Annotated in this window: 20 protein-coding genes and 1 pseudogene; 3 read left to right on the forward strand and 18 right to left on the reverse strand. The window is 64.2% G+C overall.

Annotated elements, in window-relative coordinates; genetic code table 11:
- Nucleotides 1-147: 147 nt before the first annotated feature.
- The 17 genes from B5X69_RS17780 to B5X69_RS17865 form a co-directional block, all read right to left on the reverse strand.
- Nucleotides 148-939: a DUF5984 family protein gene (locus B5X69_RS17780; protein ID WP_079639909.1), complete on the reverse strand. Its 792-nt coding sequence runs from the start codon at nucleotides 937-939 to the stop codon at nucleotides 148-150.
- A gap of 91 nt (nucleotides 940-1,030) precedes the next feature.
- A complete protein-coding gene (locus B5X69_RS17785) occupies nucleotides 1,031-1,852 on the reverse strand; it encodes a hypothetical protein (protein ID WP_079639910.1) in 822 nt (273 codons plus the stop codon).
- A complete protein-coding gene (locus B5X69_RS17790) occupies nucleotides 1,849-2,571 on the reverse strand; it encodes a hypothetical protein (RefSeq protein WP_079639911.1) in 723 nt (240 codons plus the stop codon). The genes B5X69_RS17785 and B5X69_RS17790 overlap by 4 nt, the downstream gene beginning before the upstream one ends.
- Complete coding sequence (locus B5X69_RS17795; RefSeq protein WP_079639912.1) at nucleotides 2,568-4,334, reverse strand: hypothetical protein; 1,767 nt, start codon at nucleotides 4,332-4,334, stop codon at nucleotides 2,568-2,570. Before B5X69_RS17795 ends, B5X69_RS17790 begins: the two co-directional genes overlap by 4 nt.
- Nucleotides 4,331-5,284: an SH3 domain-containing protein gene (locus tag B5X69_RS17800; RefSeq protein WP_139375858.1), complete on the reverse strand. Its 954-nt coding sequence runs from the start codon at nucleotides 5,282-5,284 to the stop codon at nucleotides 4,331-4,333. Before B5X69_RS17800 ends, B5X69_RS17795 begins: the two co-directional genes overlap by 4 nt.
- Nucleotides 5,281-5,640, reverse strand: coding sequence for a hypothetical protein (locus B5X69_RS17805; protein ID WP_079639914.1), 360 nt, complete (start codon nucleotides 5,638-5,640; stop codon nucleotides 5,281-5,283). Before B5X69_RS17805 ends, B5X69_RS17800 begins: the two co-directional genes overlap by 4 nt.
- A 31-nt stretch (nucleotides 5,641-5,671) precedes the next feature.
- The gene (locus B5X69_RS17810) at nucleotides 5,672-6,919 is read right to left on the reverse strand and encodes a hypothetical protein (RefSeq protein WP_139375859.1); all 1,248 of its coding nucleotides are present in this window, start codon (nucleotides 6,917-6,919) and stop codon (nucleotides 5,672-5,674) included.
- Nucleotides 6,920-6,932: 13 nt separating this feature from the next.
- Nucleotides 6,933-7,343 (reverse strand): hypothetical protein, encoded by a 411-nt coding sequence (locus tag B5X69_RS17815; protein WP_079639916.1) that lies wholly within the window; start codon nucleotides 7,341-7,343, stop codon nucleotides 6,933-6,935.
- The gene (locus B5X69_RS17820) at nucleotides 7,340-7,606 is read right to left on the reverse strand and encodes a hypothetical protein (RefSeq protein ID WP_079639917.1); all 267 of its coding nucleotides are present in this window, start codon (nucleotides 7,604-7,606) and stop codon (nucleotides 7,340-7,342) included. Before B5X69_RS17820 ends, B5X69_RS17815 begins: the two co-directional genes overlap by 4 nt.
- 16 nt (nucleotides 7,607-7,622) lie before the next feature.
- Nucleotides 7,623-7,916: a hypothetical protein gene (locus B5X69_RS17825; protein ID WP_139375860.1), complete on the reverse strand. Its 294-nt coding sequence runs from the start codon at nucleotides 7,914-7,916 to the stop codon at nucleotides 7,623-7,625.
- 543 nt (nucleotides 7,917-8,459) lie between these two features.
- A complete protein-coding gene (locus B5X69_RS17835; protein WP_176141661.1) occupies nucleotides 8,460-10,283 on the reverse strand; it encodes a tetratricopeptide repeat protein in 1,824 nt (607 codons plus the stop codon).
- Between the two features lie 107 nt (nucleotides 10,284-10,390).
- Entirely contained in the window at nucleotides 10,391-10,630 is a 240-nt protein-coding gene (locus tag B5X69_RS17840) for a hypothetical protein (protein WP_079639921.1), read from the reverse strand.
- An 8-nt stretch (nucleotides 10,631-10,638) separates the two neighbouring features.
- Nucleotides 10,639-11,358 carry a hypothetical protein gene (locus tag B5X69_RS17845; RefSeq protein ID WP_079639922.1) on the reverse strand — a complete coding sequence of 240 codons (720 nt, stop codon included), beginning with the start codon at nucleotides 11,356-11,358 and terminating at the stop codon, nucleotides 10,639-10,641.
- Between the two features lie 61 nt (nucleotides 11,359-11,419).
- Nucleotides 11,420-12,796 (reverse strand): tetratricopeptide repeat protein, encoded by a 1,377-nt coding sequence (locus tag B5X69_RS17850; protein WP_217699154.1) that lies wholly within the window; start codon nucleotides 12,794-12,796, stop codon nucleotides 11,420-11,422.
- A 2-nt stretch (nucleotides 12,797-12,798) separates the two neighbouring features.
- On the reverse strand, nucleotides 12,799-13,740 hold the full coding sequence (locus B5X69_RS17855; RefSeq protein WP_079639924.1) for a tetratricopeptide repeat protein: 942 nt from the start codon (nucleotides 13,738-13,740) through the stop codon (nucleotides 12,799-12,801).
- On the reverse strand, nucleotides 13,737-14,939 hold the full coding sequence (locus B5X69_RS21590; protein WP_079639925.1) for a hypothetical protein: 1,203 nt from the start codon (nucleotides 14,937-14,939) through the stop codon (nucleotides 13,737-13,739). Before B5X69_RS21590 ends, B5X69_RS17855 begins: the two co-directional genes overlap by 4 nt.
- A gap of 36 nt (nucleotides 14,940-14,975) precedes the next feature.
- Entirely contained in the window at nucleotides 14,976-16,124 is a 1,149-nt protein-coding gene (locus B5X69_RS17865; protein ID WP_079639926.1) for an SEL1-like repeat protein, read from the reverse strand.
- A gap of 206 nt (nucleotides 16,125-16,330) precedes the next feature.
- On the opposite strand from B5X69_RS17865, the pseudogene B5X69_RS22095 reads away from it, so the two are divergent.
- Nucleotides 16,331-16,948, forward strand: a pseudogene (locus B5X69_RS22095) (recombinase family protein); the annotation flags it as partial.
- 560 nt (nucleotides 16,949-17,508) lie between these two features.
- Here B5X69_RS22095 and B5X69_RS17875 read toward each other — a convergent pair.
- The gene (locus B5X69_RS17875; protein ID WP_079639927.1) at nucleotides 17,509-19,773 is read right to left on the reverse strand and encodes an NADP-dependent malic enzyme; all 2,265 of its coding nucleotides are present in this window, start codon (nucleotides 19,771-19,773) and stop codon (nucleotides 17,509-17,511) included.
- Nucleotides 19,774-19,987: 214 nt separating this feature from the next.
- Between B5X69_RS17875 and mutS the strand changes: the two genes are divergently transcribed.
- The gene (gene mutS, locus B5X69_RS17880; RefSeq protein WP_079639928.1) at nucleotides 19,988-22,651 is read left to right on the forward strand and encodes a DNA mismatch repair protein MutS; all 2,664 of its coding nucleotides are present in this window, start codon (nucleotides 19,988-19,990) and stop codon (nucleotides 22,649-22,651) included.
- Nucleotides 22,648-25,404 (forward strand): [protein-PII] uridylyltransferase, encoded by a 2,757-nt coding sequence (locus B5X69_RS17885; RefSeq protein WP_079639929.1) that lies wholly within the window; start codon nucleotides 22,648-22,650, stop codon nucleotides 25,402-25,404. Before mutS ends, B5X69_RS17885 begins: the two co-directional genes overlap by 4 nt.
- Nucleotides 25,405-25,563 lie beyond the last annotated feature (159 nt).

Raw genomic sequence — 25,563 nt, forward strand, 5'->3', positions numbered from 1 at the left:
TGAGGTAACGTCGGTCATGGCGGGTGTAGCCTATGGCAATTTCTGTCCCGGAGCAGGGACGGCTTAGACACCCAATTTCTTACTTCAGAACAGAGCTTTACGCTACTCCCGCCTACCGCTCAGACACCCCTTGGTGCATAAGAGCGGCTAGGCATTTGGCGCCGCATCAGAGGCAATTTCCAGAACGGCCGATCTAATTTCATCCCAGGATGTCACCTCTCTCTTCCCAAGGATCGGAGCGAACTTGCCTTGACGTTGCTCATTCTCGGCGATCAGGCCGGGCAGATCAATTTGAATTTCCGGGCGAAGCGCCCCCGATGCGACTTGGTCGATCCGTGACTTCATCTGCGTGAACACTCTCATATGAAATGCCTCGACTTCCATCACGAATTCCTCTCGAGGCAGATGAAAACTTCCGCTTATGGCAGACCATGCCGGCACCCCATCGACGAATTTGTCGCTATTGTCCCACTCGATGTATACGTCATCCTCATCTGACCACATAAGTATCGATGTCGACGGAGATAGATAACCGGTTTCCATAGACCGGTCGCGGAGCAATGAATTTGCATTGTCCCACGTGTCCCAAATTTCATCTCCGGAACTATCGTCGAGATTTTTCTCGGACCAAAATTCATATGTCTTGGCCCACTCGCGCCCTGATTTTCCAGAAATATACTTTATGAGGTCTTGAGGGACGGGCTCCAAGACACTTGGAAGCATATTCATCAAATCTTCGAAAATTCTCGCAACATAATAATCACAATATCGATCGCCGTCATTGGGGCGGACGCGTTCGCTGTATTCAAACAGGACATCTGCGCCGACATTCATCCAATACCGGCCCTCCGTTAAACCGAACCAAGAGAGGCTATGGTTGTCGGGCTGCCCCCAAGGCATGACTTTCTCTATCGGGGTTAGCTCAAAATCGATCAGCATGCAGATGACTTTTCAATAAGATGCTGGTGTATACGGGCACCCACCAGCCAGCCGGACGGAATGCGCAAAGGCCAAAGCGGCAGCACATCGCTCATGATCCCGCATCCATAGGTTCGCCGGTCAGGCCGTCGCTGGCCGCGCCGCCGCCGCAGCCATATTCACGATCGCCGCATTCGGCATAGCTGTCGCAGATCGTCGTCACACGGGTTCGCAACCGCTCGGACAGACTTTCGCCGACCGGCATATCGGGCCGGTCGAAAATGACGCGCATCATTCCCGGTCGCACGCCTCCCTCCCAGTCCTCACGCAATTGCCGGGCGGTGCGGGCTACATCCTGCGCGCTTGGCAGATCGGCACCTGAATCGCCCACCTCGGCATATTTCAGATCGAGCAGCAGTGCCTCGGCCCCCTCGAAGTGCGACAGGAAGGTCGCAATATGGTCGGCCAGATTCTGGTGGCCGGCAAATTCCTGGGCCAGTGCAACGCCTAGAAATTCGGTATGATGGTCGCCCCGCGGCCACCAGATGGCACGTTCCTCGAACTGCCCGGTCATCGGCGCGAGGTCGAGCGGCCGGTTCATGCGCGGCAGCAGGCGCCCGAGGCGAACGATATTCGCCTGCGCCGCTTCATGCAGAGGCGCGAATAGCGTCGGCCAGTCCGCGCGCGATTGAGACCTTACCTTACCGGCAGCCTGCTCAAAATCGTCGAGGAATCGAGCGAAATGGCGATCGAGATCGTCGAAACCACCCTCGACATAGCGCGCAGCAAGGTCCTCGCCTGCCCACGCGCCCCCATCGGCATAACAGGCCGAAAACTCCTCACGCTCATAGGCAGCCAAGTCGACTTCACCGCAGGCGGCAAGCGCGAAAGCGGCGGATGCAAGCACTGCGGTAGTCACTGACTTCAAGGTCATCCTTCCACCTCCCCACACATGCGCGCCACCTGTGATCGCAGCCGACTGGCAAGGCTGGTGTGCCAGCCATCGTCGAGCACACGCAGGGCGGGGCGCCGGAAATCGGCGTCATAAGCTTCCACAAGCGCGTCATCCGCCAATATGCGCAGGGCGTCCTCATTGCGCTCGCCGCCGCCTTCTCCTGTCGCATCCAGCAACATGCGGGTCATATCCAGGCGCGCGAGAAAGCGGACCTTCGACCGCGGCTCTCCCGGTATTGCGACAGTCGTCAGTTCACGCAGAAATGCCGCGCGCAGCACTTCGCCACGGTCGGGCGGATCAAGGTCGGGGAACGGCACACCACCCGGAATGTCGTTGAGCAGAAACTTCATCGGCCACGCCTCGTCGCCCGCATCGCGGAGCGGGATAAGGCGGGCGAGGGCGCGGTAGACATCCTCCATCGCGGCGCGCAACGCGGCCGTTGCAGCCATGTCAGGCCTGTCCTCTTCGGTGTCGAAGGCTTCGGCAAAACGCTCTGAAAAAGCGGTGAAGCGCTGGTCGAACTCGCGGAAGGCTTGTTCGAATTCGTGCGCGGTCGCTTCTGCGTCGTCATCGGCCCAGCCTGCACCGCCGGTGCATATTTCGGGCGGCGGCGACCGGACGCCTTCGACGGCACCGCCCCCCGCCGGAAGCATGGCGAGCGACAGGCAGGCCAGCGTTACGGCCGTTCGCTTGATCATCCCCGCACCTGCGGACACATGGCGCGGACGCCCCGATGCAGCCGTTCGGCGAGGCCCGGCACATCATCAAAGATCGCCTTCTTGACGACCGGATCGAAACCGTCACGCCAATCGCGCAGGAGCGCCCGCGCGTCGCGTTGCAGCCCGGCGATGTCCGCTCCGCGATCGGGGGCTTCCGTCTGCGCTTCGAGCCGCCGTAGCCCATAGCGAAGCTTTCCCAGCGAGGTCAGAAAGGCGTCGATGCGCTCACCCGCGAGGTCCGCCGCGGCATAGTCCTCGCCGCGCACCATCTCATCCGCCAGCGCCGCGCGCAGCCATGCCGCGTGCCCGTCACCGGGCTGTGCTCGCTCGGGTTGCTGGAACTCGAACGACCCCGCGACCCGCGCCACGGCCAGGCTGTCTGCCGGGGCGCCAACGCCGGTCAGCAGACGCGCAAGGCGCGGCATCAGCGTGTCGAGCCGCACTGCCATGCGGGCGGCCCTTTCGGAATCGGCCTTCGCCGCGTCGATCTCGTGCGCGAGTGTTCCGGTAAAGGCGCGGAAATGCTTGTCGAATTCATAGTAGCTGTTTTTCAGATATTGCTCGGCGCGCCGATCCTCGCTCAGCAGCCACGCGGACTCTCCCGCGCAGGGTTCGATCGCCTCGGCCTCATATCGGGCGAAGGCGGGAGGGGCTTCGGGCGGTGCGGTCGCAGGCGGATCGACCAGCACGACATCCTCGAACTGCCGCGTGTCGAGGAAGAACAGCGCATATTCGTCGGCTTCATCCGCAAAAGGATCGGTCGCAGGCGAGCGGTGACGTTCGAAGATCACCGCCACACGGTTGTGACGGATCGTCGTTTCCGCCACGAGCACGCGTTCGTTCGGCCCGAGATCGAGGAACGGCAACTCGCCCGAGACATAGCGCCGCTCCGGAAACGACCACAGCCGCTGGATACGTTCGCCGGTGACCAGCAGGCCGAGGTTGTGCAGGCTGCGGTGGGGGGTCAGCAGAGCAGGCGAATAATCGGCGACGAGCATCTGATTGCCGTCGGGGCCGTAAATTTCGGTACAGACGCCCTTCTCGCCGCAGATCGTGCCGCTGCGCTCGACGTGGAAGGCATAGAGGCCATAGCCCGGCGCAACCTGGAATGGGCATCCTTCGCCCGCCTCGCCAAAGGGGTCAGTGACGAGTGCAGGCAAGATTTCATTGCCGTCCTTGTCGCGCAGTCCGCAAGCATTCCCGCTGCGCCACACGGTCAGCGTCTCATCCTGATAAGCCGCCGTCACATCGGGGAGCGGCGGCGGCATCTGCTCTATTTCCTCGGCGTTCGGCTCATCGGCCAGCCTTTCGGGTTCGAGCGACAGCGCCAGAAAGGCGACCTTGCCCTTTTCGACCCTGCGGGTGATACGCATGGCTTGGACCAGCGCCGCCTCTGCGAATTCCCAGGTCGCGATCGGTCCCGCCTCGCGCGGCTCCATGTCGAGACCGTGAAGGCGCTTCAGTACTCCGGTGAAGCGGGCGTAGGGGTCGAAAGACTTTTCATCCAGACGCACGATATTGCTGACGATGATCGCCAGGACGGGCTCGTCGTCCGGACCGGCCTCGCAAATGTTGCGCGGCTCGGCGACTTGTTCCTGCCAGCATTGGGCATGAAGATAACCCCAACCGTCGGGCGGAGCGTCGTTCCCGACCTCGCCCGCATACAGGGGGGCGGCCGACAGGAGGACGAACGCGGTCGCGAAGAATAAGAGGCTTTTGGAGGCGGATTGGCGCAGCGTCATTGTCCGCGCCAGAAGGTCGGGACGACTTCAAAATATTTGCTGTTTCCATAGTCGGTTCGGTAGGTTCGATGTTCCTGCCTAGCTTCGTCGATACCGCCGAACTCGAAGCATCGCGGCGAACGCAGCGACGCAATATGGTCATAGTCGAAACGCTTCAGACCATGTTCCTTATATTTCCTTTCCAACTCTTCGCTCTGTCCTTTTGGCGCCTCAAACACGTCCGACAGATAATATCCCTTCTTGATGCCTTGTTGCGCCCGCCGCCTACGCGCGGCCGCATCCGTTATAAACCCCTCGAAAATTTCGCAAAAATAATGGCTTCGGTCATTCTCCACCGGCTGCTCCCCCGCCAAGGGAGAATTTGCGGCATAAGCGGCGCCAGCCGCCTCTTGCTCGCTTGCCTGCGGCGGCATTTCCTCACCATTTTCGGTTATATGCCGCTCGCGCATCACATAGCGGGCCGAGACCCAGCCGGAACGGCAAGGGCCGTCATAGGCACCTTTCGCCGCAGCGTGCAGCGCACAGCCGTTCCCTTCGGGCAGGCTGCCGCTGGACCGATAGACCACACCGAACCATTTGCCCGACTCATTCCGGTCGCACAGATAGACGCGGGCGCCGGGATCGAGCCGGGCCAGTTCGCGGGCGCGCGTGGTCGGCGCTTCGCGCACCGCCAGGAAATTATCCTCGCCCCCAGGCAGGCCGCCGACGCGCCCGACGGCATCGCATTGCCCAAAATCCGCTTCGGCCGCGCCGACGCGAACGTCGCGCGCCAGCCGCGCCGTATCGGCGGCGGGCGAAACGGCCTCGTCGTTGGCGGCGATCCCGGCTTGTTTCGCCTCGTTGTCGATAGTGTCGCCGTCCGAGCAGGCTGCGATCGTCAGCAGCATGGCTCCCGCCGCGCCGAATACGGCAAGAGCGCCGGGACGCCGGCTGGTCGTCGAAAGGGTCATCGTATATCCTTCCCTGCTTCGGCACCCGTGGTTGCCGCCTTGGCCTTATCCGTTTTCAGCGCCGTCGCCGCCCGACCCTGATGACCGTCGCCAGCCGGCATGACCGGGACTGGCGGCGGCCCTCCGCAGAAAGCCGCACCGTCACCGCCCTCGGCGCATTCGCCCGAACCATCCTGCAGCGCCCACAGCGATACCGCGCCGCCGGTAAGGACGAGGGCGGCGATGCCGGCGCCGGCGGCCTTCCGCCCGGCGCCGAGCCGACGGATGCCACGATACAGGAGGTAGAGCAGGCCGACGTAAGCGGCGCCCAACGCCCAAAGGTGCAACAGGCCGAACAAAGCGTCAGGACTCGACATCAGCTGGGCCTTTGTCGCCGAAAGCGGCCGATCATGGCAGGCTCCTCTCCATCGCTTCCTCTACTTTCCGGATTTTCCGATGCGCCCTCAGATTGGCGGCGTTCATCGCCTTCCACGCATCGGCAATGCCGGTCAGCGGGGTACGGAGCGTCACCCCGTCGATCCGCCCGTCCTCCAGCCGCATCGCGAAGCTGGCTGTGAGAAAGGCAGCGTCCGGATCGAGCATCGTGCGCAACTCGTCCGCCGACGGCAGCAGCGCGGCGTGGATGCGATAACTGGCGAAGCTGGAATAGAATGCGGGCGCGCCATCCGGGATCGGCGCGAACGAGGCTGGCACGCCAAGTTCGCGATGTGTGCCGTCGCGCATCTCGATGCCGAACTTCGCTGCTTCGCTTTCGACGAGAATATCGAACATAAAGGCTTGGAAATGCAGGCGCGGGATTTGGGCATGGCGGCCTATGGCGGCAGTCATCCCGGTCTTGGCGGTCAGTTCCCCGCTCCGTTCGGCCATCGCCTCGTCCAGTGCGCTCCACGGCTGGCGCAGCATCTCGACGCTGAAGGCCCATTGACCGATATTGTTTCGGAGCGGGCTTCCATCCCCACATTTCACGGCCTTGTTGGTCGCGGCGATATAGGCGATGCCGCTCTCCGCCTGCTTTGACAGATCGACGCCGCGATCGTCCGACGCGGCCCATGGTACGGGCGCGAACGCCGCATCCTTGGAAAACAGATCGCCGACCTTGTTCCACGCAAGCCCGCGCACGAATGCCGCTTTGTCCTCGACCAGCTCGACGCCGGGCAGGATCGGGCCGGAAAGCTGCGCGCAAAAGCGGTTGTCGCCTGCCTGAAAATTGCACAGGCTTGCCAGCGCGGGGCGATAGAATTGCCCCTTGCACTTGGGGATATTGGGCAGATGCTCGGCCGCCTGCCGCTCCAGCATCGCCAGCCGGCGGCGTTCCCCGGCCTGCGCGGCGTTCTCCTTGTGCGTGTGCTGCAAGGCCGCGCGCCGGCGAGCAATCTCCGCGGGCACGCCCTCGAACGAATAGGCAACCACGCAAACTTCGTGATTCCAGTTGGCGTCGGCGAACGCGGGTCGCTTCGCCGCCGACGCCGCCTGTTCGGCGGGGGACATGCCTTCGCCCCAGGGTGAGGAAATGAGGGGTAGTTCGGGTTGGCGCACCTGCGCGCTCGCATCGCCGCCAATGCCGGGCGCGATCGCGGCCAGCATGGCAAGCCGGGCGAACCCCGCCCTCGTGCCATCCGCACATGGCCGTAGCATCATCGCCGCGCCCTCACGGATAGCCCGAACCATTATAGGTCGGGTGCGGAATGCAGCGGCGGCCATCGAGCGTCCCGTCATAAGTATAGACGCCCGTCAGTGACGGCGGGCGCCCATCCGAATACCAGGTGGCGTTAAAACCGCGCCCGCCGTTGGCCCAATGCGGGCAGCGGTAGGCGCTGGAATAGCGGCGGTCGCGGTAACGCCCGCCGCGATATCGCCCATGCCGCCCGTCATTATCCTCCAGCCGCCGGATCGCCGCGCGCTTCGCCTCCAGGCACACGCGGTCGTGCCCGACGAATCGCCCGTCGCGATAGACCGAGCATTGCTCGTAATCGCCGTCGGAGAGCGATTGGGCGGAGGCCGGCATTGCCGGCAGCACCGCAAGACAGAGCGTTATGGTCGCGACGCGAGCAGGCGTCATTTCTTGTGCCGCTCGACATAGACCGGCAACTTGCAATCCAAGGGCTGGTTCTCATAGGGCTGATGGTAGATGCACTCGCCGAAGCTGATGCTCTTTATCGTGTAGTGGTTATAGATTACCTTGGCGCGTTTGATCGCTTTCTCGCGAGCTTCGGCCTTTGTCCATCCGCTCTCGATGATATATTCCGTGGCGCGCTCGGCCAAAGTCGCCGATGGCAGGCTGATCATCCCAAGTGCGAATGCTGCAATCACGATCTTGTTCATTGTCATTTCCCTTCCCTCAGTTTGAACTCGTGCGAACCAGAACCTCGTAAGTCACCTGGCAGCGATAACCCGCCGATGGCCCGTCGCCTTTCGATGCGATCGGTGCACAGGCGCACCGGCGAATATTCAGCCCCAGATATTTTCGCGCGTCAGCGGCCGCCCGCGCCCGCGCGGCGGCACAGCCTCCCGCTTCGCCGCGCCCTTGCGCATCGACCGTCCGCACCGTCCAGCGCGCGTCCTGCGCGGCGGAAAAAGGCCACAGCACGAGCGGGGCCAAGGCGGCCATGACAAAGACAATGCGTCCGGACATCAGCGCGAAGATGTCCCCCAACCATCGCGTCGCGCGGCATTGCCTTTTTCGATGACACTCATCAGCCCATCATGTCTGGACCGCCGAACCAAGCCATTGAAGGAGGCCCGGCACTGATATTCCTTCATGCGGCCACTACCGCCGGGCCTCGGCCTCGACGTGCAGGAACAGCCTCCCGCCTCGAATGAGCGAATCCCCACGGGCGACGGATTGCGCGTCGCGAGGAGGCACGCTTGCCGCTCGCTGCTCCCCCAATGGGATATTTGTGACCCCGAAATCGGGACCAGCGGGTCGGATTGCGCCGATGCCAAACCGGCGCCGCCCGCTATCGCGGCCACCACGGCCACTGCGCTCATCTTTATCAAGTTCATTCAGCATCTCCCGTCCGACAACGCTCCCCGCGTCATGACGAAAAGGCTGATGCCTGCCGCGCCAGAAATCTTTGCTTCGCCCTTGAAAAAAGTTGAAACTTCTTTCCGGCAGATTCTGAAAACTATGAACTATATATTATTCAAATAGTTATTGATGGTTAGCGCCGTGCGTTCACATCCGCCCCGCGAGCTTTTTTGCCTCGTTCAACGCTGGATAGGTCGGCGGAAGCTTGTCGACGGCCCCGAGAGCCGACAGACAGGCGCGCCCGGCCTGTCGCGCGGCGGCCGCGTCATAGCGCGCCAGCGCGATTTGGCCGGCAAGGCAATTCAGCCGCGCACGCCAAGGATGGTCGGGCATGAAGCCGCCACGATCCATCGCCACGCGCGCTCGGCGTCGTTCATCCTCCGCCTCGTCAACCTTGCCGAGCGCGGCGAGTGCGCGCGCCCATCGCATATGGAAGTAGGCCGCCTTGGCATCGCGGCCGTAGAGCACCCGCGCACCGATCCGCCGGGCTTCGCGGAGCAGGGCTTCCGCCCGGTCGGCCTCGCCGGTCTGTGCCTCGGCCAGTGCCAGTTCACCCATGACATAAAGCGTCCAGAAATGGTCTGAACCCAGCGTCTCGCGATAGCGTGTCAGCATCGGGCGCAGGATCGCGCGCGCCTGTTCGGGTTCATTGCGCCACAGATGGGCGATGGCCCGGCTGTAGGCGGGCGACAGCGATTCCGGATGGTTGCTTCCCAGTGTCGCGTCGAAAATCGTCTGGGCGCGGGACAACTGCCGCTCCGCCTTCGCGAAATCCCCGCTGTTCACCAGGAAATCGCCATAGTCGGCATAGGCCCAGGCGGTCAGCGGATGACGGTCGCCCCATGTCGTCTGGCGGATGGTCAAATGCCGCCGGTAGGCGCCATCGGCAAGCTCGAACCGTGCGAGTTTTCGCAGCGACAGCGCCTGAAACCATTCCGCATCCGCACGCTCGGCCGGAGACAAGTCCTCGGAATCGGCCAGCACCCCCGCAAGCGCCGTCGCGGCTTCGTCATATTGGCCGACTTCGAACTGCAATTTGGCGCGCACGATCCGCGCGGCGCCGAGCAGCGGCGAGCCCATCGAACGCGCAACCTGTTCGGCGCGCAGGCAGATACGATCGGCTCGTCGCGTTTCGCCGGCGAGCCGCAGATTCTGGCATAGGGCAATATCAACCGGAATATTCTGCCGCGCATATCCCCCGTGCAGGCGGGTGTTGAGCACCTGGGCGCGATCGAAGTGGCTGACGGCCTTTTCATATTCGCCCCAGCCCGAAAAAGCCTGCCCAACCATGCGGTGCAAGACCGCGCGCGTCGCGGGATCGCCGCGCAGCCGGTCGTCCATCGTGGCTGCCGTCCGCTCCACCACCTGGCGCAACGACTGCTCCTGCCGCGTAGCCGCATAGGGGTCGGCTTCGGCCAAAAGGTCGGAAGAGAGGAAGGTCAGCAGCGCCTCAACTTCGCGCTCGCGCTCGGTCGCCTGCTGCCGCGCTGTGGACGCCCACCATAGCGCCGCTCCCGCCACGGCGAGGCCCAGGCCCAGCGACAGGGCGCCCGCCGTCGCCATGACCCGTTGGCGGCTTCCGAACAGTCTCGCCCGGATACGCGCGGCGAGGCCGCCGGCATGTCCCGCACGAGGAGGCGGACCGTGGAGGCGCTCGACCGGTCCGGTCAGCCGATATCCGCTGCCATAGATCGCCTCGATCCGCTGTCCGTCATCGCCCAGCGCCTGGCGCAAGCGTCCGATCGCCTTGGCGAGCGAGTTTTCATGTACGAAACGCCCCGGCCAGCCGGCTTCGAGCAATTCGTCCTTGCCGATCGGTTCGCCATCCCCGCGCAGCAAGGCCGCGAGCAGGGCGGCGCAACTGCGATCGGCCTCGACCGCCTGTCCTGCAACCGTCAGGCACCCGTTCGCTTCGTCGAACTGGACGTGGCCGAAACGCCATCGGCCCGATTCAAGTTCTTCTGCCCCCATGGGCATTTCATAGCCGCAAATCGGGCCTGCACAAGCAGATGCGCGCGATCACACCCACTGTTGGGCGGCGCATTGCCGCGCAATTCATTGGTCAGGGTCTTTCAATTTCAGATGCAGGGTCCGTAATTCACCTTATTATCGAAGCCGTAATACCAATAGCGTTTTCCGCGATTGCCGTTGCTGGCGGTGCAACTGCTGTAGCCAGAGCGGGCGCCAGTTTCGCCGGGGTTGCTGTAGTCGGTGCGGTCGGCCTGCGGACGTGTGGTGGGGGCACCGCGGCCGGCAAGCCCGGCGCGCCGGCTCATTTCATTGCGTGCCGCCTGCGCGGTGGGGCTGTTGCCGAGCATGCGGACGATTACCGGAAGATCCCGTTGTCGACATAAAGCATGTGAACCGCATTCGCCGCGCCATGGCGTGTGGCGCGTTCTTTCATCTTGCGGGCGCGCGGGACTTCGCTGCACGCCTTGGTCGTGCCCAACCGGCAGGCCCGGTCGAAGGCAAGCAGATAGTCGTCCGCATATTGCCCCAGCGCCGGGTCGGGCAGTTCCTGCACGACGATCATCAGGTTGAAGCATCCGGCCAGCATATCGCCCTCGCAGGCCTTGCGACCGAACGGGATGGACGCGGCGAGGTCGCGCGAGGGCGATGCCTTGTGCGTCAGCAATTGCGACATGGCGTGGCACGACCGCGCGTCTCCCAACGCGCATCCCCGCTTGCCGGGAACCGCCACCGATGCCCAGCTGATGTAGCTTGTCAGCCCTTCCGCCAAACCGCTTGCGACGAGCGACGCATCACCGCACATCGAAGCGCCGCTCGGTTTCTGACAGGCGACCGTCGCGATGCCGACATAACGGGCTATGTTGAAACTAGGCTTGCCGCGCGTCAGCAAAAGCTTTTCGACGAGATCGCAGCCGGCACGGTCGGCATTTCGACACAAGGCCTCGGCGATTTGCAGCGCGCCGGCATCATTGCCGCGATCATGGAAAGCCTGCGCTTGGCCGATGGTTTGCGCCTGGGCCGGCTGCGGTAGCAGCGCCAGAAAAGCCAGAAAGGAGAATAGCCGGGTCGTTCGCATTTTTTGTCACCCATTTTCGTATCGCATCATCGGTGGTTCAAGGCCGCTCAGGCCTTGTCGGTCACTCGAACTTGTCGCGATGCCCACGCTTGACCAGATCGGCCATTTCCGGCGTAAGTTTTCGCATCGCCTCGGCCTTTTTCTCATAGGCATAGGCGTTGGGCACTTCGACGCGGCCATTTTGGGTCCCGCGACCGGCGCGATACATCGCGGCGGCCTGAACGGCGCCGTCTATCTCGCCATGATCGGCGGCGCGCTTGAACATATCGAGCGCCAGTGTTTCGTTTTGCGTTACGCCGCGCCCGTCGCGCAGCGCATAGCCGGCCGACAGTTCGGCCGGGCCATATCCCTTGAGCGCGGCCTTGGCGACATATTCGAAACCCAGCGCGTGATCGGCAGGCAGCTTGCGCCCGGACAGGAGTTCAAAGCCGAGGTCGTTGGCGGCCAGCACGCTGCCATTGTCCACCGCCCGCTTCATATAGAAGATATATTTGTCATAATCGCGCAGCACCGCGCCGCCGCCGTCATTTTTGCCGGTGAAATAGAGCGAAGCCAGCTTGCGGCTGGCGAGATTGTCGCCGCGCCCCGACAACTCGGTCAATATTGCGATAGCTTTCGCGGTGTTGCGGGGCAGCAGATAGTCGCCCGCCAGCGATCGCCACTGGGGTTCTTGTTCCTTGGTTATGCCGACCCCGGCTCTCCACGGATATTGCACGCCCGTCAGATATTTGGCTGCCAGAAGATGGGCGGCGGCATCACCCGACCGCAGCCGGACGGGTGTGGCATATTCGATGGCCTTGGCCAGAACCCCGGTCTTTTCCGTGCGATAGGCGATCGAATGTTCGCCCGGGCCCTTGTCGAACAGTCCGGCGGCCTTGAGTTTCGGGAAATCGAATTTCAGTTCGCCCTGATCCTCGCAGAAACTGCAATAATTCGGGTCGAGCGCGATCCGCAGATAGCCGGCCACGGCTTCGCGGTTGCGGAGCGCCGCGCCCTTTTCATAATAGGATAGCGCCTCGCCGCGATCGCGCGCGCGGAACATTTTCCAGCTGTCATCGGGCGATTCCGCGATCTCGCCCACGCGCGCAAAAGCAAGCCCTTCATTCTGCTCCATCGCCATCGCGTAATATTTCAGCATCTGCTGCTGAATCTTCTCGCGCGACCAGGATTCGCCGAGCAGATCGGCGCGCATCCTGTCGGCGAACGCAACCTGTGCAGAGGCGCTGCCACCGTCGGCGCGCGCTTTGAGTGCCTGAACCTCCGGATTGGCGAACCAGGCTTTGACCCGCGCCTCGGAGGCGGCCAGTGCTTCCTTGGATTCAGCAGCCAGGCCTCCCGCCAAATCGTCAAAACCGCCGCTTTGGGCATAGGCTGGCGCCGTGAGCGCCGCCGCCGCGAGAATCAGGGTCAAAGGCCGCGCCGTCGAAGAGAAAAACATCATCATGCTCCCGGTTGCATTGGATTGGTGGTGGTGAGGGTACAGGCTTGCTTGTGACCAAGCCGGCAGGCTTCGCGGTGGGCGGCGTCAGCGGCACCGGGATCGCGGATATGCTCCGGCCCTTCCGTCAGCATCTGGCCGAGGTTGAAGCAGCCGCTATGGCTGCCCAGGGCGCAGGCTTTGCGCAGCAGCGTGCCCGCCCTGCCGAAGTCGGCCGGGCCGTTCATGCCGTTCATCAACATCACCCCCATATTGTCGCAGGCATTCGCGGCGTCGGCGGTGCAGGCAGCGTCGAGCAATGCCGCGGCGCGGGCGATGTCCCGCGGCCCAGCCTCGCCCATCATCAGCATGAAGCCATAGTTGGTGCAGCCGTCGGTGCTGCCAGCGGTGCAGGCCGCGTCGAAGATGCCGCGTGCCGTCGTCAGGTCGCGGGCTCCTCCTTCGCCGAATTTCAGCATCACCGCGTGGTTGTTGCAGGAATCGGCAACATGGCCGTTGCATCCCAGCGCGAACAGGGTGCGCGCCTCGGCGACCTCGTCCATATTCGCGGCCTCATAATAAAAAAGCTGACCAAGGTTATAGCAAGCAGCCGGATAGCCGGTGCCGCACGCCCTGCGATAATTGCGCACGGCCGATGCGCGGTCTTTCGGCCCGCCGATCCCCTTCTCGAGCATCGCGGCAAGGAAGTTGCAGCCTTCCGACTTGCCTTCGGCACAGGCCTTGGCCGCGAAGCGACGGGCGCCGACATCGTCCTTGGGCAGCGTCTTGCCTTCATAGAGGCGGATCGCCTGCTTCAGGCAGGATGGCGCGTCGCGGCCGGTATCGCACGACTGGACCAAATCGATGGAATTGCTTGCAGGCTGGAGTTCTGCGGCGGACGACTGAAACGGCGCCAGAAAGCAGGCGAGGGCCACGGCAAGACAAGTTCGAAGCGACGCGGTCATGATCCTGTTTCTTCCTTCATTGCGCGCGGCACGGTGGCCCAGGCGATGGCGTCCCGAAGCTGGCCGAGCGTGAATGTCTGCACTTGGGACTTCTTTCCAAGGCCATGGAAAAACGTCCATTTGCCGTCGTCGTTCTGCCATGCGAGCTGCACCTTGGTCGCGTCGGGCTTGCCGGCCAGCGTGGCGAGCGATGCCTTGGGCATATCGAAGCGCGAGGAGCCAAGGCCCACCGACCCGCTTCCCGACAATTTCGTGAGGGGGATGGCCGTGCCGTCGCTTAGGCGCAGTTGAACCGCTGCCGCATTGCCGGCCAGCCGGATCGTCCAACCGCCCTTCTGGCTGAAAAGCAGGCGACCGCTAGGGCCGCCGAACAGCGCCACACTGGTCAGATGGATAAAGGCCGTGTTGGCATCACCGCGTTGCTTGAGGCGATAAGCGTTCAAACCATCCCGCAACAGGCTGCCGGTAAATGGACCGTGTCGCAGCCGCCACGCCCCCAGTTCCTTGGCTGCGACGACCCTTTCATATTTGCCCGCCAGCGACGAGCCAGGGCTTGTGCCCTCTCCGGCCTTTGCATTGTTCTCGGCCTGCCACAGAGCGTCGAACCCGGTCTGCAACAGGCGGGACATCGATCCGCGCGCGCAGTCCGCGTCGATCAGTCCCGCGAACATCTTTTGCAGGCCTTCAAACGACGCCCGGTCGGAGCCGCCATGATCGCGCGCGGCCATCGTGGCGGCGATGATCCAGTCGGCACGGGGAAGGCGAATGCGATAATCATCCATCGCACATTCGCCGGGGTCACCGGTCATGGCAGCGGGCGCGGCCTGGAGGGCGTGCCCCATCAGCCGGGCCTGGTCGACCCAGCCCCATTGCTTGCCGTGCGTCGCGCGCGGCAGGCACCCTTTCCATTCCCTCTGTGCATTGGCCGTGTGGCTGAGCGAGGCGAAGGCTTCCTTCGTCGTGGCGCGCGACAGATCGCCACTCAGTGCATCGCGCAGCACGACCATCGCCCGATATTCGCCCGCGTCGAGCAGGTCGCATTTTTCGTTGGCGCCCAGCGCATAGGTCGCGATGCCATAGAATTGCGCCATCGAGCGCAGCTTTTCTTCGTTCGATTGCGCCTGCGCACAGGATGCCGACAGGGTGGCGATCGCGGACAGGCCGATGGCAAGACGCTTCGCGAGGGCCGACTTTTGCATGACAATCTTCTCTCTCATATGTCCAGGGTGAAGCGCCTAAAGCCCCGCAGGACATGAATCGCCGCCAAGGCGGCAAGCGCGGCTTCGCAACGCCGCCGGATCCTGGCCGCCGGCAGTTGCCGCGCCTTCGGCCTCGGCGATGATCGCCAGCGTTTCGCACGCCCCGGCCCAACCAAGGTCGCAGGCGTGGATGACCAGCCTGATCGCACGTTTCCGGTCCACAGGGCCGCCGACGCTTTTCTCGTGCATGACAGCAAAGGCGAAGCAGGCCTGCGCCACCGCGCCGTCGCACCCCGCGCGCATGAAGTGGCGCGCCATTGCTTCGTCCCGCGCGGCGATGGGGCCGTGTGAGAAATAAAGCCCCAGATTGGCGCAGGCGATGCCCACATGATCGTCGCAGGCCTTGTCCAATGTGGTTTGTGCAAGCGCGACGGCCTTTGCGTTCGTGGGATGGAGCAGTTGATCGAGCAGCGTGACGCAGCCGTCCGCGCGCGCCGCGAGGCAATGGGCCGACGCGCGGTCCAACGGCTCTATCGCGCTCGCAGCTGGCGGCGAAACCGGCAGACAGCCGCGCCGGGCCTCGCGCTCGCAGGCTCGCGCCGCATAGGCGTGAATTGCGTTCATATCCGCGCCGCCGCGTTCCTCCGCCCGCAGCAGCGCCCCGGCGTCGTGACAGGCACCGTCATTCGGTCTGACGCGGCATTCCTCGCCCATCTGGAACAAGGCGATGGCGGAAAAACCCTCCTCGCCCGTCGCTTGGGCGGAAGCGCGGCCAAGCGCCACGCCCATCCTCATGCAGGCGAAGTCGCTTCCCGCAAGGCAGCCCGCAGCAAGTGCTTGCGCGGCTTCCATCAGCGCGTCGGCTCCATCTGCCCGTTCCAGCCGGGCGAGACCTGCCATCGTGCAGGAAGGTGCCAATCCCATGCCGCACGCGCGGGAAAAGCCATCGATCGCCAAGGATGTTTCGCCGCGCGCTTCGGCGTCAAGGGCGCCGGCGTGCAGCAGGAACGGATCGGCGCCTGTGTCCGTCTCCGATGCTGCCAAGGGCGTGGCGACAACGGCGATCAACAGCATCACTGCTGAGAAAAGGTGCATCACAAGAGCGGCGCGCGGACTCTCCGCGACCGACCAAGTTGTCGTCAACTGCACTGCATTCCCCGCGCGTTTCGCGCGACCCACAATCATCGCATAGGCTGCTTTGCTTCACAAAGCAATGACATGGCCCGAATGGGGCTGGCGCGACCTTAATCGTTGAACCGACCCGCGCGCCCTGGCTCAAGGGGACGATGAACGCGTTGTTCCTCAAAGATCTTGCCAAGAAGACGCATCGCGGTCTGCGCGGGCGGGTCGAGAAAGGCTTCTCCGCCGGGGCGGTCGGCTATGGCTACCGGATGGTCCGGCGTCTGACGAGCGAGGGCGAGCTGGTGCGCGGCGAACGCGAGATCGATCCGGCGCAGGCGTTGATCGTCGAGCGCGTCTTCCGCGAGTTCGCGGACGGCAAGAGCCCGCTCGCCATCGCGCGTGACCTGAACGCGGATGGCATCCCCGGCCCGAAGGGGCTCGCGTGGCGCGATACCAGCATCCGCGGCGATGTACGACGCGGCACCGGCATCATCAACAACGAGCTTTATGTCGGCGTCCGCGTCTGGAACCACAAACATTATGTGACCGATCCCGCCAGCGGCAAGCGCGTCACCCGCTTCAATCCCGAGTCCGAATGGATCAGGAACGAGGTGCCCGACCTTCGCATCGTCAGCGATGAGATATGGCAAGCGGCCAAGCGCCAACAGGCGGCGCTCGCCGAGCGCCATGCCGGGATCAAGGAGGCGGCGCAGGCCCGGGCGCTTCTGAATGCGCGGCGTCCCGCCTATCTACTCTCGGGCCTCCTCGAATGCGGCACCTGTGGCGGCCCCTATGCGGTCGTCGTCGGCGACCGCTATGGCTGCGTCGGTCATCATCGTGGCCGTACCTGCGCGAACAATCGGACGATCAGGCGCGCCAATCTTGAACGCCGCGCGTTGGCGGGCATTGCTGACCGGCTGGTATCGGCCGACAAGATCGAGGCTGCCGTGCAGGCCTATACCGCGCACATCAATCGCGAGAACCGCGAGCAGCGTATCCAGGCCGATGCCGACCAGCGCGCATTGGCGAAGATCGACAAGGCCGTTGCCGGCATCATGGCGGCGATTGAGGACGGCCTGTATCAGCCGACTATGAAAGCACGGATGGCGGAACTTGAACGTGAGAAGGCCGAAATCTCCGCGCGGCTTGCCGAGGCGCCGCAGGACATCCCGGATATTCACCCCGGCATCGCTGAAATCTACAAGCGCAAAGTCGCGGCACTCACCGCGGCGCTCAACGACACCGAAACGTGGCTCGATGCCTCAAGCGACATCCGGTCGCTCGTCGGCAAGATCGTCCTGCATCCCGGCGAGAAGCGCGGCGAAATCCACGCCACCCTCCACGGCTCGCTTATGGGCATCCTCGACTTCGCAAACGATACCGCGCAACCTGAGGCTCGCCGAGTTATAACATCGGTGGCCCCGGGTTCGCGGGGGCAGCGGCTTTCTTATCCTGCGATACCGCCCGCCGCGAGCACGGCAAGAGTGACGAGGTCCGAGGCGGGTGACGCCATCGTTGCGACCTGCACCGGCTTTTCCATGCCGACGAGCACCGGGCCGATCATCGCGCCGCTCCCGAGTTCGCGCAGCAACTTCGCCGAAAGGTTCGCCGACTGCAGCCCAGGCATCACCAGCACATTGGCCGGGCCCGACAGGCGGCAGAAGGGGTAATTCTTCATCAGCCGCTCATTGAGGGCGACGTCAGGGGCCATTTCGCCTTCATATTCGAACTCGGGCTGCCGCTCATCGAGCATGTGGACAGCGTCGCGAATATTGTCGAGCCATGAGCCTGGCGGATTGCCGAAGGTCGAATAGGAGAGAAATGCGACGCGCGGTTCGTGCCCCATGCGACGCGCGACCTGCGCGGTGCGTTCGGCGATGTCGGCGAGCATCTCGGCGCTGGGGCGCTCGTTGACCGTCGAATCGGCGATGAAAATCGTCTGTTGCTGTCCGACCCAGACGTGCATGCCGAACGGCGTCTTGCCCTCGGCATGATCGATGACGCGGCGTACCTCGCGCATCGTCTGCGCATAGGTGCGCGTGACACCGGTGATCATCGCGTCGCCAAGCCCGAGCTTCAGGAGCAGCGAGCCGAAAATGTTGCGATCACGGTTGACCATGCGCTCAACGTCGCGGCGCAGATAGCCGCGGCGTTGCAACCGCTCGTAGAGCATATCGACCATCTGCGGCACATGCGGCGAATTGACGCTGTTATGGACCTCGAAGCTTTCGGCGTCGGCGACACCCATCGCGCGCAGCTTATCGTGCAGCCCCTCGCGTCCCACGAGCACCGGTATGCCATAACCGCCGTCGCGGAACTGGATCGCGGCGCGCAGCACCACTTCCTCTTCGCCCTCGGCGAACACCACGCGTTTCGGATTGGCACGCGCCGCCTCATAAGCGAGCGTCAACACCGAGGTCGTCGGGTTGAGCCGACCGCGCAGGCGGGTGCGATATTCGTCCATGTCGGCGATGGGATGCTGGGCCACGCCGGTGTCCATCGCCGCCTTGGCGACCGCGGCGGGCACAATCTCCATCAGCCGCGGGTCGAAGGGCGAGGGGATGATATATTCAGGGCCAAAGCTCGATGCGCGGCCACCATAGGCGGCCGCAACCTCCTCGGGGACCTGCTGGCGCGCGAGGTCGGCGATGGCATAGGCAGCGGCGATCTTCATCTCTTCGTTGATCGCGGTCGCGCGCACGTCGAGCGCGCCGCGGAAGATGAAGGGGAAACACAGCACGTTGTTGACCTGGTTTGGATAATCAGACCGCCCGGTCGCGATGATCGCATCGGGCCGCGCGGCGCGCGCATCGGGCGGCGAAATTTCAGGGTCGGGATTCGCCATCGCGAAGATAATCGGGGCCGGGGCCATTTCGTTGACCATCTCGGGCTTCAGCGCGCCCGCGGCTGACAGGCCGAGAAACACATCGGCGCCTTTCAGCGCTTCGGTCAGGTTGCGCGCTTCGGTAGGCACCGCATGGGCGGACTTCCACTGATCCATCCCTTCGGTGCGTCCCTGGTAGATGGTGCCCTTGCGATCGCACATGATGACATTTTCATGCCGCACGCCCATTGCCTTGATAAGCGCGGTGCAGGCGATCGCCGCCGCGCCTGCACCGTTCACGACCACCTTGACCGTCGACAGATCGCGCCCGGTCAGATGGCAGGCGTTGATCAGCCCGGCGGCGGTGATGATCGCGGTGCCATGCTGGTCATCATGGAATACCGGGATGTTCATCTTCTCTTTCAGCGCCTGCTCGATGATGAAGCAGTTCGGCGCTGCGATATCCTCGAGATTAATGCCGCCAAAGCTCGGCTCGAGCAGTTCGACCGCGTCGATGAAAGCCTGCGGATCCTCCGTCTTCACTTCAAGGTCGATCGAATCGACGTCGGCAAAGCGTTTGAAGAGGACGGCCTTGCCCTCCATCACCGGCTTGGAAGCGAGCGCGCCGAGATTTCCGAGCCCGAGGATCGCGGTACCGTTCGAGATGACGGCGACCAGATTACCCTTGGCGGTATAGTCATAAGCAGTGGAGGGGTCCTCGGCGATCGCCTTCACCGGCACCGCAACGCCAGGCGAATAGGCAAGCGACAGGTCGCGTTGCGTCGCCATGGGCTTCGACGCCACGATCTCGATCTTTCCGGGGCGTCCGTAAGTATGATAAAGCAGGGCCTCGCGGTCCGAAAACTGCACCTTGCTGCCGCTGTCCATTCGCTGTCCTCTCAAAATCCAAACAAGATGCGCGCCCGAGATATTTCCCCTAGCGCCGCCTCGCGAAAATGTAACCGGCAATATTTTGCGGCAGCGACAGGGCGCGAAGGCGTCGGACAATGGGCAGGGCCGATGGATTGCTTTGCCCCCTTTTCGTGCGGATCATTCCCTCACCCGCCTTGCCATGCGGCCGCCAATCACTAAGCAGGGGCGGATGCCGGCTACCGCCCCCAAACCCGCGAACAGCAACGCCGCGCCCGCGGCCGCAACGCCCATGATGGCGCAATATTGGGCGCTGAAGGAGCGCGCAGGCGACTGTCTTCTCTTCTATCGCATGGGCGACTTTTTCGAGCTGTTCTTCGATGATGCGAAGGCGGCCGCGGCGACGCTCGACATCGCGCTGACGTCGCGCGGGGAACATGGCGGAAAGCCGGTACCGATGTGCGGCGTGCCAGTCCATTCGGCCGAATCCTACCTCGCGCGGCTGATCAAGGCGGGACACCGCGTCGCGATTGCCGAGCAGGTCGAGACCCCGGCGCAGGCCAAGGCGCGCGGCGGGTCGAAGGCGCTCGTCGCGCGCGATATCGTTCGCTATGTAACCGCGGGGACGCTGACCGAGGAGGCGTTGCTCGAAGGACGCAGCGCCAATCGGCTCGCCGCGCTCGCAACCGTCGGCAGCGCGAATGAGGTTGCGATCGCAGCCGCTGACATCTCGACCGGCCGCTTCGAGGTGGTCGCGGTCCGTCCCGAACAGGTCGATGCCGAGCTGGCGCGGCTCGCGCCCTCCGAGCTTTTGGTCAGCGAGTCGGCGGATCGCCTTCCCGCATGGGGCGCCCGGCAGACCGTGCGGCGTCCCCAAGGCGATTTCTCAAGCAACGCTGGTCAGAAACGGCTCGAAACCTTGTTCGGCGTGGGCACGCTCGACGGCTTCGGTGCGTTCACCCGCGGCGAGGTCGCGGCAATGGGAGCGATTGCCGCCTATCTCGATCATGTCGGCACGGGCGGCGCGGTGTTCCTTCAGCCACCGCAGCGTGTCCCGGCTTCGGGGCGGATGGCAATCGATGCGGCGACGCGCGAAAGCCTTGAACTTGTCCGCACGATGGCGGGCGCGCGTGACGGCAGCCTCCTGGGCACGATTGACCGCACGGTGACCGCGGCGGGTGCGAGACTACTCGCCGATGATCTTGCCAGCCCGCTCACCGACAAGGCGGCGATCCTGGACCGGCTCGACCTTGTCGACGCGCTCGCGCGCGACGCGCTGTGGCGCGACGAGCTCAGGAGTGAGTTGCGCGCTCTTCCCGACGCAGGACGCGCCCTTGGCCGCCTCGTTGCCGGGCGCGGGGGCCCGCGCGACCTTGCGCAGCTGCGCGATGCGCTCGCGGGGGCGCAGCTGCTGCGCGACCGGCTCGCGCGCCGCCCCGACCTTCCACCGCTCCTTGCGCGATCGCTCCCCGGCCTCGAGGGCCATGGGGCGCTCGTCGACGAACTGGCGCGCGCGCTCATCGAAACCCCGCCGGTCGACGCCGCGCAAGGGGGCTACATCGCCGAAGGCTATGACCCCGAGCTCGACGCGCTGCGCGAGACCGCACGCGACGGACGCAAGGCAATTGCGGCGCTCGAGGCGCACTATCGCGAGCGCACCGGCATTGCCTCCTTGAAGATTCGCCACAATGGCGTGCTCGGCTATCATGTCGAGGTGCCCGCGAAACATGCCGATGCACTCATGGCACCCGAATCGGGCTTTACCCACCGCCAGACGCTCGCGGGTGTCGTCCGGTTCAACTCGCCCGACCTTCACGACGCCGCCGGCCGTGTGATGCAGGCTGGCGTTCACGCTCTTGCCGCCGAGGCTGCGCATCTCGAAAGACTGACCGAAGCGGCGGTTGCACGGCGCGAGGACATAGCTGCATCGTGCGATGTCCTCGCGCGCATCGATGTCGCTGCGGCTCTTGCCGACCATGCGATGAGCCACAATTGGTGCCGCCCCCATCTTGCGGACGAACCGTGCCTCGATGTGACGGGCGGCCGGCACCCTGTCGTCGAGGCGGCGCTTGCGAAGAGCGGCGAGCGGTTCGTTCCAAACGACGTGTCGCTGTCGAGCGACGACCGGCTCTGGCTCGTGACGGGCCCGAACATGGGCGGCAAATCGACCTTCTTGCGCCAGAATGCACTGATCATCGTCCTTGCGCAGGCGGGTGCATTCGTGCCCGCGGCGAGCGCGAGGCTCGGACTCGTCGACCGGCTGTTTAGCCGCGTCGGGGCAAGCGACAACCTCGCGCGCGGCCGGTCGACCTTCATGGTCGAGATGGTCGAGACAGCCGCTATTCTTGCGCAGGCGACACCACAAAGCTTCGTCATTCTCGACGAGGTTGGACGCGGCACTTCGACCTACGATGGGCTGGCGCTTGCCTGGTCGGTGGTCGAGGCGGTGCATGAGGTGAACCGGTGCCGCTGCCTGTTCGCAACGCATTACCACGAGCTGACCCGGCTCGCCGAGAGGTTGAACGCGCTCTCGCTTCACCATGTCCGCGCGCGCGAATGGCAGGGCGATCTTGTGCTGCTTCACGAAGTCGCCGCGGGGCCCGCCGACCGCAGCTACGGTCTCGCGGTCGCGCGGCTTGCGGGTGTGCCGGCGGGCGTCGTGAAGCGCGCCGAGACAGTTCTCGCAAAGCTTGAAGCCGGGCGCGAGGCGACCGGGGGGCTTGCCGCGGGGCTCGACGATCTGCCGCTCTTTGCGGCAGCGCTCGCAGCCACGCCCGAGGCGGCGAAAGACCCGCTGCGCGATGCGCTCGCCGGGATCGATCCCGACGCGCTCGCGCCTCGCGAAGCGCTCGATGCACTCTACCGGCTGAAGCAAATTATGGCGGACGAGAGATGAGCGACGTCTTCGGTCATCTCGATCGACGCCGCGGGATCATCGATCGCCGTGCTCTCTCGGGGCGACTCGACGAGATCGCCGCTGAAACGAGCGATGTGGGCCAGCGCCGCCGCGCGATGGTGACTCTGCTCAAGGAGGCGCTCGACGCCGGGCGAGCCGAGATCGAACGCCGCCTGCTCGACCAGCCTTCGGCAGGGCGGGTCGCCGCCAATGCAACCGCCTTCCTGGTCGACCAGATTGTCCGCCTCAGCCATGATTTTACCACCGAGCACCTCTATCCCGCGGGCAATCGCTCCGCGGGCGAGCGGATCACGGTCATTGCCGTGGGCGGCTATGGCCGCGGCGAGATGGCGCCGCACAGCGACGTCGACATCGGCTTCCTGACGCCGTTCAAGCAGACGAGCTGGACCGAACAGGTGATCGAGGCGCAGCTTTATACCTTGTGGGATTTGGGACTGAAGGTTGGCCATTCGTCGCGCTCGGTTGACGAGATGATCCGCGCGGCAAAGGATGATCTGACCGTCCGCACCGCGCTGGTCGAGGCACGCTTCATCTGGGGCGACCGCAACCTCTACGATCAGGCCGCTGCACGTTTCGATGCAGAGGTCGTCGCGAGCAATGCCCGCTCTTTCGTCGCCGAAAAGCTCGCCGAGCGGGACGAGCGGCACAAGAGGATGGGCGATTCGCGCTACGTCGTTGAGCCCAATGTGAAAGAAGGCAAAGGCGGGCTGCGCGACCTTCACACGCTGTTCTGGATCGGCAAGTTCATCCACCGGGTCCGCACCGTCCCGGAACTAGTCGACGCCGGACTGCTCACGGCGCGCGAACTTCGGCAGTTTTCGCGTGCGGAGAATTTCCTCCTCGCTGTCCGCTGCCACCTCCATATCCTCGCAGGCCGTGCCGAAGACCGGCTGACTTTCGACTTCCAGCGCGAGATCGCGCAGCGGATGCAATTCGCCGAGCGGCCAGGCAAGAGCGCGGTTGAGCGCTTCATGCAGCTTTATTTCCTCCACGCCAAAAGCGTGGGTGACGTGACCGGGACCTTCCTTGCCCACCTCGACGACCAGCTCGCGGCGCGCGGGCGGCGCTTCCTGCCCACGATCCGCCGGCGCCCTGGGAAGCTTGGGGGGTTCGTCCTCGACCGCGGACGGCTTGCCCTACCGTCGGACGATTTCTTCCAGGCGGATCCCGTCCGCCTGCTCGAGATCTTCGCGCTCGCGGACCGCTACGGCCTTGAGATTCATCCCCAAGCCATGCGTCAGGCGCGGCACGATGCCAAGCTGATCGACGCGCGCGGCGTGCGCCGAATCGCGCGCGCGAACGAATTGTTCCTCGACGTCCTCACCAGCCCGCGCGACCCCGAAACGGTGCTGCGCTGGATGAATGAGGCCGGTGTGTTCGGCCGCTTCGTGCCTGACTTCGGCCGCGTCGTCGCTCAGATGCAATTCGACATGTATCACCATTATACGGTCGACGAGCACACGATCCGCGCCATCGGGCTGCTCTCCGACATCGAACAGGATCGGTTGAAAGACGATCATCCGTTATCGACCGCGATCATGCGGCAATTGCAGTCCCGCCGCGTCATCTATGTCGCGGTCCTGCTCCACGACATCGCCAAGGGGCGCGGCGGTGACCATAGTGTACTCGGCGCCGAGCTCGCGCTGCGCGTATGCCCTCGCCTCGGCCTTTCCGAGGCGGAAACCGAGACGGTGTCATGGCTGGTGCGTCATCACCTCTTGATGTCGGCGACCGCGTTCAAGCGGGACCTTGCCGATTTCAAGACGATCCTCGATTTCGCGCAGGTCGTGCAGAGCCCCGAGCGCCTGCGCCTGTTGCTTGTCCTTACCGTGGTCGACATTCGCGCCGTCGGGCCCGGGGTATGGAACAGCTGGAAGCGGCAGTTGCTCACCGAGCTGTTCGACGCTGCCGAGGAAGTGCTGCGCCTCGGTCACAAGCAGCGCGGGCGCGAAGTGCGGATCGCCAGCAAGAAGGACGAAGCTCGGACGCTGCTCCAGATCGGCGACAAGGACTTTGCGAAGCTCGCGAAGCGGCTGCCCGAAAGCTACTGGATCGCCGAGCCGGTAGAAGTGATCGCGGCGAACCTTGTTCATATGCAAAAGGCCGGCGACGCACCGCTCCATATCGCCGCGGTGCCCGATGACGATCGCGGCGCGACACTGGTGATGGTGCTCGCGGCCGACCATCCAGGGCTTTTTTACCGCATCGCGGGCGGCATACATCTTGCGGGCGGCAATATCATCGATGCACGCATCCACACCACGCGGGACGGGCTCGCGCTCGACAATTTCCTCGTCCAGGATCCGCTGGGTCGACCCTTTGCCGAGGCGGGCCAGATCGATCGCCTGACCCGTGCGATCGAGGATGCGCTCGCAAACCGGCAGAAGCTGTTGCCCAAGCTCGAAGCGCGCGCCCTTCCCCGCGCCCGCGCCGAAGCGTTCCGCGTCGCGCCCAATGTCTTCATCGACAACAAGGCGTCGAACCGCTTCACCGTGATCGAAGTCAATGCGCAGGACCGCCCGGCGCTGCTCAACCAGCTCGCCTATGCGCTGTTCCAGTCGAAGGTGACCGTTCACTCGGCGCATGTCGCCACCTATGGGGAGCGTGCGGTCGACACCTTCTACGTGACCGACCTGATCGGCGACAAGATCGACAGTGCTGCACGTGTGAAGGGGCTCGAAAAGCGGCTGCTCGAGGCGGCGGGGAACGGCGAGGATGCGGTCGCGGCTTAGCGCTTATCCTAGCCGCTCTTATGCACCAAGGGGTGTCTGAGCGGTAGGCGGGAGTAGCGTAAAGCTCTGTTCTGAAGTAAGAAATTGGGTGTCTAAGCCGTCCCTGCTCCGGGACAGAAATTGCCATAGGCTACACCCGCCATGACCGACGTTACCTCA

Source organism: Sphingopyxis flava (genome assembly GCF_900168005.1).
GTDB lineage: Bacteria > Pseudomonadota > Alphaproteobacteria > Sphingomonadales > Sphingomonadaceae > Sphingopyxis > Sphingopyxis flava.

Bases quoted from the DNA above. Each gene is read 5' to 3' on its own strand.
- B5X69_RS17780 (WP_079639909.1), bottom strand. From the start codon at position 939: ATGCTGATCGATTTTGAGCTAACCCCGATAGAGAAAGTCATGCCTTGG.
- B5X69_RS17785 (WP_079639910.1), bottom strand. From the start codon at position 1,852: ATGACCTTGAAGTCAGTGACTACCGCAGTGCTTGCATCCGCCGCTTTC.
- B5X69_RS17790 (WP_079639911.1), bottom strand. From the start codon at position 2,571: ATGATCAAGCGAACGGCCGTAACGCTGGCCTGCCTGTCGCTCGCCATG.
- B5X69_RS17795 (WP_079639912.1), bottom strand. From the start codon at position 4,334: ATGACGCTGCGCCAATCCGCCTCCAAAAGCCTCTTATTCTTCGCGACC.
- B5X69_RS17800 (WP_139375858.1), bottom strand. From the start codon at position 5,284: ATGACCCTTTCGACGACCAGCCGGCGTCCCGGCGCTCTTGCCGTATTC.
- B5X69_RS17805 (WP_079639914.1), bottom strand. From the start codon at position 5,640: ATGTCGAGTCCTGACGCTTTGTTCGGCCTGTTGCACCTTTGGGCGTTG.
- B5X69_RS17810 (WP_139375859.1), bottom strand. From the start codon at position 6,919: ATGCTACGGCCATGTGCGGATGGCACGAGGGCGGGGTTCGCCCGGCTT.
- B5X69_RS17815 (WP_079639916.1), bottom strand. From the start codon at position 7,343: ATGACGCCTGCTCGCGTCGCGACCATAACGCTCTGTCTTGCGGTGCTG.
- B5X69_RS17820 (WP_079639917.1), bottom strand. From the start codon at position 7,606: ATGAACAAGATCGTGATTGCAGCATTCGCACTTGGGATGATCAGCCTG.
- B5X69_RS17825 (WP_139375860.1), bottom strand. From the start codon at position 7,916: ATGTCCGGACGCATTGTCTTTGTCATGGCCGCCTTGGCCCCGCTCGTG.
- B5X69_RS17835 (WP_176141661.1), bottom strand. From the start codon at position 10,283: ATGGGGGCAGAAGAACTTGAATCGGGCCGATGGCGTTTCGGCCACGTC.
- B5X69_RS17840 (WP_079639921.1), bottom strand. From the start codon at position 10,630: ATGCTCGGCAACAGCCCCACCGCGCAGGCGGCACGCAATGAAATGAGC.
- B5X69_RS17845 (WP_079639922.1), bottom strand. From the start codon at position 11,358: ATGCGAACGACCCGGCTATTCTCCTTTCTGGCTTTTCTGGCGCTGCTA.
- B5X69_RS17850 (WP_217699154.1), bottom strand. From the start codon at position 12,796: ATGTTTTTCTCTTCGACGGCGCGGCCTTTGACCCTGATTCTCGCGGCG.
- B5X69_RS17855 (WP_079639924.1), bottom strand. From the start codon at position 13,740: ATGACCGCGTCGCTTCGAACTTGTCTTGCCGTGGCCCTCGCCTGCTTT.
- B5X69_RS21590 (WP_079639925.1), bottom strand. From the start codon at position 14,939: ATGCAAAAGTCGGCCCTCGCGAAGCGTCTTGCCATCGGCCTGTCCGCG.
- B5X69_RS17865 (WP_079639926.1), bottom strand. From the start codon at position 16,124: ATGATTGTGGGTCGCGCGAAACGCGCGGGGAATGCAGTGCAGTTGACG.
- B5X69_RS17875 (WP_079639927.1), bottom strand. From the start codon at position 19,773: ATGGACAGCGGCAGCAAGGTGCAGTTTTCGGACCGCGAGGCCCTGCTT.
- mutS (WP_079639928.1), top strand. From the start codon at position 19,988: ATGCCGGCTACCGCCCCCAAACCCGCGAACAGCAACGCCGCGCCCGCG.
- B5X69_RS17885 (WP_079639929.1), top strand. From the start codon at position 22,648: ATGAGCGACGTCTTCGGTCATCTCGATCGACGCCGCGGGATCATCGAT.